We start from the raw sequence: 13,991 nt of genomic DNA on the forward strand, positions 1-13,991 counted from the left end.
ATTCCCCTCGTCAGCGAACGCCGCACCGGGCGACCGCGACGGTAACACCGCCGATCACCCTCTTCGGCACGACCAAATGCCCACCGGCGGAGGCACACAGCGCGGCGGCCTCGGCGACACTGGGCGTTCCGATCGCAGCCGTCGTGCGCGCGGCCGGATTCGGGACCTCGACCGCCGACAATTCCTCCGCCGGGAATGCCACAACCGGCACCCCCAGTTCGGCCGCCGCAGCGAGCAACCCGGGCTCCTCCGCGCGCCGATCCACCGTAGCCAGGCACCGGAACTCCCTGTCGCCCAACGCCTTCCGCACCGCAGCAACGATCGACGCCGCCTCCACCCCTGGCCGGAACCCGATCCCCGCCACGAACTCAGCGCCGGACACACGCGCTCCGGCCGAGACGGGCTACAGACGGGCCGCATCCACGAAGACCGGATGTCAGCGGACGGCATCCACCGCCCACCGGCCGATGCCCCGGATCGGGCTCAGGCATCGCTCAGATGCGCGGCATACTCGGCACAGGCCGCGACGAAACGCGTTGTCGCCCTAGGATTTCCGACTGGGTGGGTGTGCAGATACGACGCGTGGACGTTCCCGGTCAGCGCACCCTCCCGCACGGACTCCCCACCAGGCGCACGCCAACCCCACGCCGGGACATCGCCACCGGCGGCCACCAGCCGGGTGCGATGGAACTCGTGGCCCCGCACCCGTTCCCCCGCCGACCACAGCGGGGAATTCGCCAGCGCCACCGCATCCCGATATCCGAGGGTCAGCCGCGAGCCGAATTCCGCCGTGGCATCGACCACCCCGGCCATGGGATGCCCGTCGAGCGAGCGGGTCAGGTACAGCAGCCCGGCGCATTCGGCATGCACCGGCATTCCGCGCCGCGCGCCCTCGGCGACCGCGGTCAGCAGCGGCGTATTGGCCGCCAGTTCCGCCGCGTGCTCCTCCGGAAAACCACCCGGAAGAACCAGGCCCGCTGTGCCGGTGGGCAATTCGTCCCGGAGCGGATCGAACACCACGACCTCCGCCCCTGCCGCGTTCAGCAGTTCGCGATGCTCGGCATAGCCGAAGGTGAACGCCGCGCCCCCGGCCACCGCGATCGCCGGACCGGCCGTGACGCTCGCCTCGACCTCGGCGGCCGGATCCCATGCCGGGCCGGACGTCCGGGCATCCGCCATCCGCGCGACCGCCGTCAGGTCGATGTGCGCGGACACGAGTTCGGTCATGGCATCGACCGCCGCCTGCGCCGCGCGCCCGTGCTCCACGGCCGGGATGAGCCCGAGATGCCGTGACGGAACCGATAATTCGGCCATGCGCGGGAGCGCCCCGAGGACCGGCAGGCCCACCCGGTCGCAGGCCGCGCGCAACACCTCCTCGTGACGTTCGCTGCCGACCCGGTTGAGAATGACGCCCCCGAGCCGGATCTCGCTGTCGAAGGTGGCGAAACCGTGCAGCAGGGCGGCCAGGCTCTGGCTGTGCCCGCGCGCGTCCACCACCAGCACCACCGGCGCGCCGAGCAGTGCGGCCACCTGCGCGGTCGACCCCTCGGCGACGGCGGTGACCCGGTTGTCGTCGATCCGGCCGTCGAACAACCCCATGACGCCCTCGACGACCGCCAAATCGCAGTCCCGCGTGCCGTATTCGTACAGCGGCGCCACCCGCTCCACCCCGACCAGCACCGGATCGAGATTGCGCCCCGGCCGCCCGGCGGCCAGCCCGTGATATCCGGGATCGATGTAGTCGGGCCCCACCTTGAACGGCGCGACCCGATGCCCGGCCCGCCGCAACGCCCCGATCAGCCCCGTCGCGAGAGTGGTCTTGCCGCTCCCCGACGCGGGCGCGGCGATCACGACCGCCGGGACGCTCAACGCCGCTCTCCCGCAACGAAATCGGCCCGCGCGCTCACCACTCGATTCCCCGCTGTCCCTTGCGACCGGCGTCCATGGGGTGCTTGATCTTGCTCATCTCGGTGACCAGGTCGGCGGCCTCGACGAGCGCGGGCGGGGCGTCGCGGCCCGTGATCACCACGTGCTGGTTACCAGGGCGGGTGCGCAGGGTCTCGACCACCTCGTCCACATCGACCCAGCCCCATTTCAGCGGATAGGTGAATTCGTCGAGCACGTAGAAGCGATGCTGTTCGGCGCCGAGGCGGCGGGCGATCTCCTGCCACCCGGCGAGGGCGGCGGCCGCGTGGTCCTCCTCGCTGCCGGGTTTGCGGGACCACGACCAGCCCTCGCCCATCTTGTGCCATTCCACGGCGCCGCCCGTCCCGGTCTCGTCGTGCAGGCGGCCGAGGGTGCGAAACGCCGCCTCCTCGCCCACCTTCCACTTCGCGCTCTTGACGAACTGGAACACCGCGAGGTCGAAGCCCTGGTTCCAGGCCCGCAGCGCCATCCCGAACGCCGCGGTCGACTTGCCCTTCCCCGGGCCGGTGTGCACCGCGAGCACCGGCTGGTTGCGCCGCTGCCGGGTGGTCAGGCCGTCGTCGGGAATGGTCTCCGGAACGCCCTTGGGCATCTGACTGCTCCTCCTCGCCTCTGCACTGCCGCTCCACGGTGCCACATCGGGACACGCCCGGGTTCTCCCGGACCCCCGTACGCTGGGTGGCATGCCGGAAATCCCGTCACCCAGCGCCGTCACCGCCGCGGACGACGTCGCGGCGCTGATCGCCGGTCGCCGCGTGGCCGTGCTGACCGGCGCCGGGATCTCCACCGACAGCGGCATCCCCGACTACCGCGGCCCGGACTCCCCGCCGCGCAACCCGATGACCTATCAGCAGTTCGTGGGCGATTCGGTGTTCCGGCAACGGTATTGGGCCCGCAACCACGTCGGCTGGCGGCGCATGGACGGCGCGCGCCCCAACTCCGGGCATCGCGCCCTGGCCCGGCTCGAGCGGGCCGGCGTCGTGACCGGCCTGATCACTCAGAACGTCGACCTGCTGCACACCAAGGCGGGCAGCCGCCGCGTGCTCGACCTGCACGGCACCTACGCCCGGGTGCGCTGTCTGAGCTGCGACGCCCTGATCTCGCGCATGACGCTGGCCGAGCGCCTCGAGGCCGCGAATCCCGGTTTCGCCGAGGCCGCCGTCACCAGCGGCCTGGAGGTGGCCCCGGACGCCGACGCCGTGGTCACCGAGACGGACAGCTTCCGGATGGTCGACTGCGACCGCTGCGGCGGCATGCTGAAACCGGACATCGTCTACTTCGGCGAGAACGTCCCCAAGCCCCGCGTGGCCGCCGCCTACGAACTGGTGGAGGAGGCCGACGTCCTCCTGGTCGCCGGCTCCTCCCTGACCGTCATGTCCGGCCTCCGCTTCGTCCGCCACGCCGTCAAAACGGCCCGCCCGGTCGTCATCATCAACCGCGGCCCCACCCGAGGCGACCCCCTCGCCACCCTCACCCTCAACGCAGGCTGCTCCCCCACCCTGACAGCCCTCGCCGACCACCACACCACCCTCGCCGCCTGACCCAGGCCACACTCCCGACCTCCACACCCACCGCACCGCACCGCCCTCGGCACACCGCCCCTCCCCGCGCACCGCACCCCCGGCGCACCACCCTCCCTCTCAGCGGCCCACACTCTCGCCCGGCGGACCCATACCCTTGCTCGGCGGACCCGCACCCGTGCTCGGCGACCCCACACTCTCACCTGGCGACCCCACACTCTCACCTGGCGACCCCACACTCTCGCCCGGCAACCCCACACTCTCGCCCGGCAACCCCACACTCTCGCCCGGCAACCCCACACTCTCGCCCGGCAACCCCACACTCTCGCCCGGCAACCCCACACCCGCGCCTGGCAACCCCACACTCTCGCCCGGCAACCCCACACCCGCGCCCGGCGACCCCACACCCGCGCTCAGCGGCCCCACACTCTTGTTTCCGGCATGCTTTTGGCCGGAAACCACTCACCCTGGCAGTCTTCCGCAGCGGGATTCCGGCCAAAAGCGTGCCGGAAAAAGGCAAGGCTCGGTGCGCCCGATACAAGGCGGGTTGCCTTGGGCCTCAGGCTGCCCTGGGGGTCCCTACCGCGCGTACCGCACCCGCGACCGCGTCCCCGCTCAGCTCGGACAGTTGCAGGTACGTCGCGCGGAGGTCCTTGGCGAGTTCGGCGGCGAGGCCGAGGCGGATCATGCCGCGCTCGCAGTCGACGACCACTCCGGCGACGCCGTCGCGGGCGAGGACGCGGGCGGCGGCGCGGGCGCGCGGGACCGGGTCGGTGCCGCCGGTGGCGCGGCCGTCGGTGAGCAGGACCAGCATGGCGCGGCGCTGCGGATCGCGGACACGCTCGCGCCGCACGACCTCGCGGGCCTTCAGAAGTCCCTGTGCCAGTGGGGTTTTGCCGCCGGTGCGCAGGCCGGACAGCCGGCGCACCGCGATGTCGACCGAGGAGGTCGGCGGCAGCACCAGTTCGGCCTCGCTGCCGCGCACGGTGATCACGGCGACCTTGTCGCGGCGCTGGTAGGCATCGCGCAGCAGGGCCACCACCGCGCCGGTCACCGCCGACAGCCGGTCGCGGGCCGCCATCGAGCCGGAGGCGTCCACCACGAATACCACCAGATTGCCTTCGCGCCCTTCGCGATACGCGCCCCGCAGGTCCGCGGCTTCGAGCGCCAGCGGGCCGCCGACGCGTCCGCGCAGGTGCTGGTGGGGTGCGGCGGCGAAGACGGTGCCGAGAACGTGCAGGCCCGCAGAGGTGTCGGTCGTGGAGCGCACGACGCGGCCGTGGCGGGTCCGCGCCCGCGAGCGGCGTCCCGGCGCGCCCTCGCCGATTCCCGGGATCTCCCAGCGAGGCGGGCGCGCAACGGAATCGGCGGGCTTCCCGGCATTGCCCTCCGGGGACCGGCCGCCCCCGGGCGAGTCGGGGCCGCCGTCGGGATCGTCGTCCGGATTCTCCGGTCCGCCGTCCGGATCGTCATCGGGACCGTCGCTCGGACCGGGACCCTCCGATTCGCCTGTGCCGCCGGAGGATTCGTCGTTCCCGCGGGCGGCCTCCTCCTCGGCCTGCCGCATGGCGTCGTCCAGCTGCTCCTCGCTGATGCCCGGCTCGTCGAACGGGTCGCGGCGACGGCGATGCGGCAGAGCCAGTTCGGCGGCCACCCGGACATCCTCGGCCGTCACGCGGTCGCTACCGCGCCATGCGGCGTGCGCGGTGGCGGTGCGGGCCACCACCAGATCGGCGCGCATCCCGTCGACGTCGAAGGAGGCGCACAGCGCGGCGATCCGCCGTAGCTCCACATCGTCGAGGGCGACCGCGCCGAGGCGTTCGCGCGCGGCGAGGATGCGGTCGGCGACCTCGCGGTCCGCCCCGGCGTACCGGGCGGCGAAACCGGCCGGATCGGCCTCGTAGTCGAGGCGGCGACGCACCACGGACATCCGCACGTCGACATCGCGGGAGGCGGCCACGTCGACGGTCAGCCCGAAGCGGTCCAGCAACTGCGGCCGCAGCTCGCCTTCCTCCGGATTCATGGTCCCGACGAGGACGAATCGCGCGGGATGCGAATGCGATACGCCGTCGCGCTCGATATGCACCCGGCCCATGGCCGCGGCGTCGAGCAGCACGTCCACCAGGTGGTCGTGCAGCAGGTTCACCTCGTCGACGTAGAGCACGCCGTGGTGGGCGGCGGCCAGCAGCCCGGGACGGAAGGCCTGCTCACCGTCGCGCAGCACCCGCTCCAGATCCAGCGAGCCGACCACCCGGTCCTCGGTCGCGCCGACCGGCAGCTCCACCAGCCGCGCGGGCCGCTCGCCGCGCTCGTCCACCACGGGCGGCAGCAGCTGGGCCAGCGCCCGCACGACCGTCGACTTCGCGGTCCCCTTCTCCCCGCGCACCAGCACCCCGCCGATACCCGGATGCACCGCGCACAGGATCAACCCCAGCTGCAGCCGCTCCTGCCCCACGACTGCCGAGAACGGAAAACCGGCCTCCCCGTCGCCCGCCGCCGCGGCCTCGGAACGCTGGATCACGCTGGTTCGGGATTCGCCCACGGCCCCAACTCTAGGCCCGCCCCCGGCAACCCCCACCCCCACCCTTCTGTGACCAACCGCACCCACACAACTCTTCGCAAGAGAGTTCCCGGCCAAAAGCATGCCGGAAACTACGAGGGCAAACGCACTCTCCATCAAACTACGAGGGCAAACGCACTCTCCATCAAACTACGAGGGCAAACGCACTCTCCGTCAAACTACGACGGCAAACGCACTCTCCATCACTTCCCGGCATGCTTTTGGCCGGGAACCCCGCACACCACCCGACCAAATAGGGTGGGCCGGTGCGTGATCTGGCGAGCGGGTTCGGTTACCTCGTGCGTGGGCAGAGGTGGGTGGGGAGTCATCGGCGATCGCTGGGCTGGGCCTGGTGCCCGGGCTCATCGCCCTGGTGCTGTATCTGGCGGCGCTGATCGCGCTGGTCGTCTTCGCCGGGGACATCGTCGGCGCGGCCACGCCGTTTGCCGATACCTGGGACTCGCCGTGGCCGGGGTTGCTGCGCGGTTTCCTGGCGGTGCTGCTGGTGGTGCTGGGCCTGCTGCTGTCGGTGCTGACCTTCACCGCGGTGACGCTGGCCATCGGCCAGCCGTTCTACGAGAACCTGTCCGAGCAGGTGGACCGGTCGGAATCACCCGACGGCACCGCACCCGAATCCGGGCTGCCGTTCTGGCGCGAGCTGTGGATCTCGGTGCGCGACAGCCTGCGGATCCTGGTGCGCGCGGCGTTCTGGGGCATCCTGCTGTTCGCCGCCGGATTCCTGCCCGTGGTCGGCCAGACGGTCGTCCCCGTCCTCGCCCTCTGCGTCACCGGCTACTTCCTCACCCAGGAACTCGCCTCCATCGCCCTGGCCCGCCGCGGCCTCCACCTCCGCGACCAGCTCGCTCTGCTGCGCTCCCGCCGAATGCTGGTGTGGGGCTTCGGAATCCCCCTCGCCGCCGTCTTCCTGATCCCCTTCGTAGCCGTCCTCCTCATGCCCGGCGCGGTGGCGGGCGCAACCCTCCTGGCCCGCGACCTCACCGAGGATCCCGGCCAAAAGCATGCCGGGAAAGGAGTGAAGACCATGCCGGGGAACGAGTGAAGACGACCCCGGGAACGAATGAAGACCACCCCGGGAACGAATGAAGACCACGCCGGGAAACGGGTAGGAAGCGCGGGGCGGGCTCAGGCCCCCAGGGCGGCGGGCTCGTCGGGGTCTACGGCGTCGACGAGTTCGTCCCAGTGCTCCGCGGCCCAGTCGCAGATCGCGCGTAGGGGTTCGAGCATGCTGCGGCCGAGGGGGGTGAGGTCGTAGGTGACCTGGCGGCCTTCGACGGAGCGGGTGACCAGGCCGAGGCGTTCGAGGGTGCGCAGAGACTGGGTCATGACCTTGGGGGTGATGCGCGCCAACGGGATTCGCAGTTCGGAGTACCGGCGGGGGCCGTCGGACAGGCAGGCCACGATCAGCGCGCCCCATTTGTCGCCGATACGGATCGGGGACAGGCCGGACGGGCACAGTTCGTCGAACATCCCTGGATCGAGCTGACGCATTCCCCCAGCGTAGCGAGCCGCGAGGTATCCGAATGGAAACCATGGCCCCCGCTACCGTCGCCGCCATGGCACACATCATCGTTTTCGGAGCAGGCGGCCGCGCGGGGCGCACCATCGCGGCGGAGGCGCACTCGCGCGGCCACAGCGTCACCCGCGTGGTGCGCGACCCGTCCCGGCATCCGGACCTCGACGCGACCGCCGGCGACGTCACCGACGCCGCCCGGATCGCGGAACTGGCCGCGGGCCACGACGTCGCGGTCCACGCCGCCGCCACCCTCGACACTCCCGCGGGCGAGTTCTTCCCCGCGGCCGCGCGGGCCCTGCTCACCGGCCTCGCCAGCGCGGGCGTCCCCCGGCTCGTCGCCATCGGCCTGGCCACCAGCCTGCCCGTCGCCGACGGCGTACTCCTGCGCGACACCGTGGACCTCCCCGCCGAACACCGGGACTTCCTCCTCGGCCACGGAGCGGGAACCGACGCCCTGCAATCCGCCGACACCGCCATCGACTGGACCATCGTGGCCCCCGCGGGCGACTTCGACCACACCGGCGACCCCGTGGGCCGCTACCGCACCGCCCTGGGCGATATGAGCGCCCGCATCACCTACCCGGATTTCGCCCGCGCGGTGGTGGACGAGATCGACCACCCGGCCCACTCGCGCACCTTCTACGCGGTCACAGGCGGGTAAGAGTCTGCGCACCGACGGACACCGCCGGGCGCGGCACAGGATCCTCACATGACAAGTCCCGCAACCGTTCCCGGTTGCGGGACATCCGGATTGTCAGCCGCGCCGCATCGGGATGTGCGGGATGCCGTCCTCGATGTACTCCTCGCCGTCGGTCTTGAAACCGTGCTTGGTATACATGTCGACCAGGTAGGTCTGGGCATTCAAACGCACTGTGGCCGAACCGGTCTCGGCCAGCGCCGCCCGCAGCAGCCGCGTGGTGTAGCCGTGTCCGCGGGCGGCCGGGGTGGTGCACAACCGGCCGATGCGGAAGGACTTCACGCCCGCGTCGTGCTCCTCCAGCAGCCGCAGGGTGCTGATGACCTCACCCTCGTCGTCGAGCCAGAAGTGCCGCGTCTCGGCACCCAGGTCGAGACCGTCCAGCTCCGGGTACGCGCATTTCTGCTCGACGACGAAGACCGCGACGCGAAGCTGCAACAGCTTGTACAGGGTCGCGGTGTCCAGATCCGCCGCCCACGACCGTTTGAGCGCAACCGTTGACATCATCGCGTCTTGCTATCACATCGATCAGTTCGACGCGACTCCTACCGGCGTCGGCGTGTTGTCGACCAGGTGCAACGCCTTGTTCGACCAGTCCCACACCTCGCGGTAGAGGGCCTGGTTCTCCGACAGCTTCACGCCCAGCGACGGCACCATGTCCTGCAGCTTCGGCATCCACCCCTGGTACTCCTGCGGGAAGCACCGCTGCAGCACGTCCAGCATGGCGCTGACGCAGGTGGAGGCGCCCGGCGAGGCGCCGAGCAGCCCGGCGACCGAACCGTCGGCGGCGGCGATCACGGCGGTGCCCAGCTCGAGCACGCCCCCGACGCCCTTGCGGCGGATGATCTGCACGCGCTGACCGGCGGTGATCAGTTCCCAATCGTGCCCCTCGGCGCGCGGGATGAACTCCTCCATGGTGTTCACCTTGCCCGCCGGCGACTTCAGCAGCTCGCTGACCAGGTACTTGACCAAGCCCAGCTCGGTGACGCCGACGCCGAGCATCGGCGTCAGGTTGCCCGCCCGCACCGACTTGAACAGATCGGTGAGCTTGCCGTCCTTGAGGAACTTCGGCGTCCACCCGGCGTACGGGCCGAACAGCAGCCCGGCGCGGCCGTTGATGACGCGAGTATCCAAGTGCGGCACCGACATCGGGGGCGCGCCGACGGCGGCCTTGCCGTACACCTTGGCGTTATGCTGCCGGATCAGCTCGGGATTCGTGCAGCGCAGGAACTGGCCGCTGACGGGGAAGCCCGCGAAGCCCTTGATCTCGGAGATACCGGCCTTCTGCAGCAGCGGCAGCGCGTAACCGCCGGCGCCGACGAAGACGAACTTCGCGTTCACCGTGCGGGTGCGGCCCGTACGGGTGTTGCGGGCGCGGACATCCCAGCTGCCGTCGGACTGCTTGTTCAGATTCTGGACCGAGGTGCCGAAGGCGATCTCGACGCCGCTGCCGCCCAGATACGCCAGCAGCTGCTTGGTCAGCGAGCCGAAGTCGATATCGGTGCCGCGATCGCTCCAGTTCAGCGCGATCGGATCGGAGTAGTCGCGCCCCTTGGCCATCAGTGGCAGGCGGCGCGCGAACTCGTCCGGCGTATCGATGTACTCCATGCCCTCGAACAGCGGGTGCCGCGACAGCGCCTCGTAGCGCTTGCGCAGGTAGTCGACGTTATCGGCGCCGTGGACGAAGCTGACGTGCGAGATCGGGTTGATGAACTGCGACGGGTCGCCGAGCACACCGGTCTCCACCGCGTGCGCCCAGAACTGCCGCGACACCTGGAAGCGCTCGTTGATGTCGACGGCCTTGGACACGTCGACCGAGCCGTCGGGCAGCTGCGGGCTGTAGTTCAGCTCGCACAGCGCCGAATGGCCTGTGCCCGCGTTGTTCCACGGGTCACTGCTCTCCGGAGCGGCGGCATCCGTCCGCTCGAACATGGTGATCGACCAGTCGGGCTGCAACTGTCGTAGCAGCGCACCGAGGGTGGCACTCATGATGCCGGCACCGATGAGGACTACATCGGTCTTTTCAGTCATCGCAGCGTTCGGCACGGGTAGATCGACTTCCTTGTCCTGCGGCAGGGTCAGCAACTTCAGCGGGAAGGTTACCCGCCGTTCACTTCAACCTAATTCTGCCCCTCACCATGCCCGTTTCCGATAAGGACCACACCGGATGTGACCGACTTCCCTCCGCACGACCTCTCTCAGCGGGTCGAATATCGTGGAGCTGTGACGAACGAGACGCCGGTAGCACCCGTCCGCACCGATGCCTGGCGGCCCGATGTGCTGGGCAAGGACTACGAACAGCTGACCATCCCGCTGGGCGCGGATCCGGACGGCGAGGGCACGGTCGAGGCCACCCTGGTCCGGTACACCGCCGGTGTGCCCGATACGGACGCCGGGGCCGTGCTCTACCTCCACGGATTCACCGACTACTTCTTCCAGAAGCACGTCGCCGAGCACATGGCCGCCCACGGCTATCGCTTCTACGCCCTCGACCTGCGTAAGTGCGGGCGTTCGCGGCGCTCCGGGCAGACTCCGCACTACGTCAGCGACCTGTCGCTCTACGACGCGGAGCTGAACGAGGCGCTGCGCATCGTGCGCGCGGAGACCGGGCAGCCGGTGCTGCTGATGGCGCACTCCACCGGCGGGCTGGTGGCGCCGCTCTGGCTGGACCGCCTGAACCGGGCCGAAGACGTTGCGGCGCAGGGTATTACCGGACTCGTCCTGAACAGCCCCTGGTTCGATCTGCAGGGCCCGTCCTACTATCGCACGATCGGCACGGCGGTCATCAACGGAGTCGGCCGGCTGCGGGGCATGACGCGCATGCCCGGCCAGGAGCTGACCACCTACGGCGACAGCCTGCACACCAGCGCGTCGGGCGAATGGGACTACGACCTGGATTGGAAGCCGCTGACCGGCTTTCCCGTGCATCTGGGCTGGCTGCGGGCGATCCGGCAGGGTCACGCCCGGCTGCAGCGCGGACTGGAGATCGGGGTGCCGGCGCTGATCCTGCGGTCGAAGGTGACCAAATTCATGCGCGAGTACGGGCCCGCGGCCGATGTCGCCGATACGGTGCTCGACGTGCGACAGATCCAGCGCTGGTCGGGCTGCCTGGGCGATCGCACCAGCATCGTGCCGATCGAGGGCGCTCGCCACGACGTGTTCCTGTCCTCGGCGCCGGTGCGGGCCGAGGCGTTCGACGAGCTGGATTCGTGGCTGGCGTGGCTGGCGGAGTTCACCGCGAAAGGTCAACGGGCCGAGTAGGCCTCACCACAGGCCGCTGCGCAGCACGATCTCCGTCGCGAGTTCCTGGTCGGCCTCGGCGGCGACGTGCGCGACGTCGACCTGGGTGACCCGGAATTCGCCGAAGACGTGGCGCCCGCTGGCCTCGGCGGCCGTGCGGGGCAGATCCTTGGTGGCGATGACGGTGGTGGGCAGTTCCACGGCCGGGCAGTCCGGGTCGCCGCCCGTACCCGGCACCGCCGGATGGGCCCGCCCCGCCGCGACCAGGCCGATGAACCGGCCGAAGCCCCGCGCGCTCAGCTGCCAGGCCAGATCTGCGCCGGCACCGACGCCGACGAGGTTTGTCCAGGGCACGCCCAGCTCGTCGAGGATGGCGTAGACGCCGTCCCGATCCAGGTCCTCCAGGGTTCCGACCGCGATCGTGCGCAGGTCGGAGGTGTGCAGCCGGGTGCACACCCGGTCGTAGACGTCGACCGGGTCACCCGCGTCGGGCAGCAGCAGCACGGTGTGCCGTGACTGCGGTCCACCGACTCGCACGGTCCACGCGCGATCCCCGACCGCGATCCGCCGAGTTTCCATGCCGACTCACGCTACACGGCGTCGCACCCCCCGACCGCGTGTTACTGACCACCATTCCCAGCCCCGCGACCCCAGCTTGTCGAACCTCACAACCCCGCCGACCCAGCCTTATGACCATCCGTCCCGCACGGTCCCACCGCCGCCAGCCCTCACCATCCCAGCACACCTCGCCCCGCTATCCCGGCACGCCTCACCCCGCTATCCCGGCACGCCTCGCTCTACTATCCCGGCACGCTTTTGGCCGGGATCCACAGTCTGGTCCCGGTGGATTCCGGCCAAAAGCGTGCCGGAATAATGCGGACGCGGGTGTGGATGCGTGACTAGTGGCCGACGGTGAGGGTGGGGAGGTTCGGGGTGGGGCCGGTGGTGAGGAGGCGCTCGAGGTGGTCGAGGTCGAGGTGTTTTTCGATAAGGTCGGCCAGCAGGTCGAGCTGGGCCGTTCGGATGGCGGAGACCGAGATGCCCTCGGCGACAACGAAACCGGGACGGCCTGCGCATGCCGCGACCTCGCGCAACCATGCGCGGCGGAAGTCGTCGGATTCCAGCAGGCCGTGCAGGTGGGTGCCCCACACCGCGCCGCGCACGCTTCCCTCCGGAAGGCCGTCCGTGAGTGCGAGCCACGCCGGGTCACCGCTGTGCCGCACACGGCCGTGATGAATCTCGTAGCCTTGCACCGTGATCGGCTGTCCCGCACCCCCGGCGGCCACACGCCCCTCGGTGCGGCGCAGCACCTTCGGGTCGGCGAATTCGATCGCGAGATCCAGCAGGCCGAGGCCGGGAACCTCGCCGGCGGCGGATTCGACGGTGTCGAGGATGCGCGTGCCCAGCATCTGGTAGCCGCCGCAGATGCCCAGGGTAGGGCGGCCGGCGCGGGCGCGGGCGATCAGCGCGTCGGCTATTCCGTTGCGCCGCAACCAGTCCAGATCGCTGACGGTGGATTTGGTGCCGGGCAGGACCACGAGGTCGGCGTCGGCGAGCCGGGACGGATCGGTCACCCAGCGGACCGCGACCCCCGGCTCGCATGCCAGGGCCTCGACGTCGGTGGAATTGGAGATGCGGGGCAACCGGATCGCCGCGACCGTGAGCCAGTCGGTTCCGGCGGGCGGCTCCGGGCGGCCGACCGGCGCGTCGGCGACGGTGCCGAGGGAGTCCTCGGCGTCGATCCAGAGGTCCTCGGCGTACGGGAGCACGCCGAGGGTAGGACGTCCGGTGAGTTCGGTCAGCCGGTCGATGCCGGGCCGCAGCAGGTCCACGTCGCCACGGAACTTGTTGACGACGAATCCCGAAATCAGCTGCTGGTCTTCGGGTTCCAGGATCGCCACGGTGCCGAACAGGTGAGCCAGCACGCCGCCGCGATCGATGTCGCCGACCAGCAGGACCGGGAGGTTCGCGGCCCGCGCCAGGCCCATATTCGCCAGATCTGTTGCCCGCAGGTTGATCTCGGCGGGCGATCCGGCACCCTCGCAGATCACCACGTCGTAATCCGCACGCAGCGAGGCCAATTCGTCGGCGACCACCTGCCGCAGCTCCCGCCGGTGCCGGAAGTAGTCCGCGGCGCCGACGGTATCGACGGCCCGCCCCCGCACCACCAGCTGCGACCGCCGGTCGCTACCGGGCTTGAGTAGCACCGGATTGAACCGCACGCTCGGCTCGAGCCCGCACGCCCGCGCCTGCAGCGCCTGCGCCCGCCCGATCTCCCCGCCGTCGAGCGTCACCACCGAATTGTTCGACATATTCTGCGCCTTGAACGGCGCCACCCGCACCCCCCGCCGCGCCAACATCCGGCAGATCCCCGCCACCACAACACTTTTCCCCGCATCCGAGGTCGTCCCCGCCACCAGGAGAGCACCCCTCGCCTTCGGCTCGGGGAATGAGGAGGTCGGCTCGGGGAATGGGGATGCCGCCTCGGGGAATGAGGAAGCCGCCCCGGGAAAT

13 protein-coding genes are annotated in these 13,991 nt (G+C 70.5%); 4 read left to right on the plus strand and 9 right to left on the minus strand.

Translation table 11 applies throughout. The features are described 5' to 3' along the window. Positions 1-10: 10 nt before the first annotated feature. The 3 genes from ON41_RS21495 to cobO form a co-directional block, all read right to left on the minus strand. Entirely contained in the window at positions 11-382 is a 372-nt protein-coding gene (locus ON41_RS21495) for a cobalamin biosynthesis protein (protein ID WP_246829577.1), read from the minus strand. Between the two features lie 101 nt (positions 383-483). Next, positions 484-1,869, minus strand: coding sequence for a cobyrinic acid a,c-diamide synthase CobB (locus ON41_RS21500; RefSeq protein ID WP_040749514.1), 1,386 nt, complete (start codon positions 1,867-1,869; stop codon positions 484-486). A gap of 34 nt (positions 1,870-1,903) precedes the next feature. Further along, positions 1,904-2,518 carry a cob(I)yrinic acid a,c-diamide adenosyltransferase gene (gene cobO, locus ON41_RS21505; protein WP_040749515.1) on the minus strand — a complete coding sequence of 205 codons (615 nt, stop codon included), beginning with the start codon at positions 2,516-2,518 and terminating at the stop codon, positions 1,904-1,906. 91 nt (positions 2,519-2,609) lie between these two features. Here cobO and ON41_RS21510 point away from each other — a divergent pair, with 91 nt between their 5' ends. Then, on the plus strand, positions 2,610-3,467 hold the full coding sequence (locus ON41_RS21510; protein ID WP_051162116.1) for an NAD-dependent protein deacetylase: 858 nt from the start codon (positions 2,610-2,612) through the stop codon (positions 3,465-3,467). Positions 3,468-4,005: 538 nt separating this feature from the next. Here ON41_RS21510 and ON41_RS21515 read toward each other — a convergent pair. Continuing rightward, complete coding sequence (locus ON41_RS21515) at positions 4,006-5,967, minus strand: magnesium chelatase subunit D family protein (protein ID WP_246829581.1); 1,962 nt, start codon at positions 5,965-5,967, stop codon at positions 4,006-4,008. Positions 5,968-6,319: 352 nt separating this feature from the next. Here ON41_RS21515 and ON41_RS21520 point away from each other — a divergent pair, with 352 nt between their 5' ends. Then, the gene (locus ON41_RS21520) at positions 6,320-7,066 is read left to right on the plus strand and encodes an EI24 domain-containing protein (RefSeq protein WP_246829578.1); all 747 of its coding nucleotides are present in this window, start codon (positions 6,320-6,322) and stop codon (positions 7,064-7,066) included. An 83-nt stretch (positions 7,067-7,149) separates the two neighbouring features. On the opposite strand, the gene ON41_RS21525 is transcribed toward ON41_RS21520, so the two are convergent. Continuing rightward, positions 7,150-7,515 carry a winged helix-turn-helix transcriptional regulator gene (locus ON41_RS21525; RefSeq protein WP_040749516.1) on the minus strand — a complete coding sequence of 122 codons (366 nt, stop codon included), beginning with the start codon at positions 7,513-7,515 and terminating at the stop codon, positions 7,150-7,152. A 65-nt stretch (positions 7,516-7,580) separates the two neighbouring features. Here ON41_RS21525 and ON41_RS21530 point away from each other — a divergent pair, with 65 nt between their 5' ends. Beyond that, positions 7,581-8,201, plus strand: coding sequence for an NAD(P)-dependent oxidoreductase (locus ON41_RS21530; protein WP_040749517.1), 621 nt, complete (start codon positions 7,581-7,583; stop codon positions 8,199-8,201). A gap of 93 nt (positions 8,202-8,294) precedes the next feature. On the opposite strand, the gene ON41_RS21535 is transcribed toward ON41_RS21530, so the two are convergent. Then, complete coding sequence (locus tag ON41_RS21535) at positions 8,295-8,744, minus strand: GNAT family N-acetyltransferase (protein ID WP_040749518.1); 450 nt, start codon at positions 8,742-8,744, stop codon at positions 8,295-8,297. A 21-nt stretch (positions 8,745-8,765) separates the two neighbouring features. Continuing rightward, complete coding sequence (mqo, locus tag ON41_RS21540; protein WP_040749579.1) at positions 8,766-10,268, minus strand: malate dehydrogenase (quinone); 1,503 nt, start codon at positions 10,266-10,268, stop codon at positions 8,766-8,768. 192 nt (positions 10,269-10,460) lie between these two features. On the opposite strand from mqo, the gene ON41_RS21545 reads away from it, so the two are divergent. Continuing rightward, on the plus strand, positions 10,461-11,498 hold the full coding sequence (locus ON41_RS21545) for an alpha/beta hydrolase (protein ID WP_051162117.1): 1,038 nt from the start codon (positions 10,461-10,463) through the stop codon (positions 11,496-11,498). Between the two features lie 3 nt (positions 11,499-11,501). Here the strand turns inward: ON41_RS21545 and ON41_RS21550 are convergent, their stop codons facing one another. Continuing rightward, positions 11,502-12,056: a hypothetical protein gene (locus ON41_RS21550; protein ID WP_040749519.1), complete on the minus strand. Its 555-nt coding sequence runs from the start codon at positions 12,054-12,056 to the stop codon at positions 11,502-11,504. Positions 12,057-12,376: 320 nt separating this feature from the next. Continuing rightward, complete coding sequence (locus tag ON41_RS21555) at positions 12,377-13,894, minus strand: cobyric acid synthase (protein ID WP_246829579.1); 1,518 nt, start codon at positions 13,892-13,894, stop codon at positions 12,377-12,379. Positions 13,895-13,991: the final 97 nt, after the last annotated feature.

The sequence above is a fragment of the Nocardia transvalensis NBRC 15921 genome, from assembly GCF_000308875.1.
In the GTDB taxonomy this organism is placed as follows: Bacteria; Actinomycetota; Actinomycetes; order Mycobacteriales; family Mycobacteriaceae; genus Nocardia; species Nocardia transvalensis.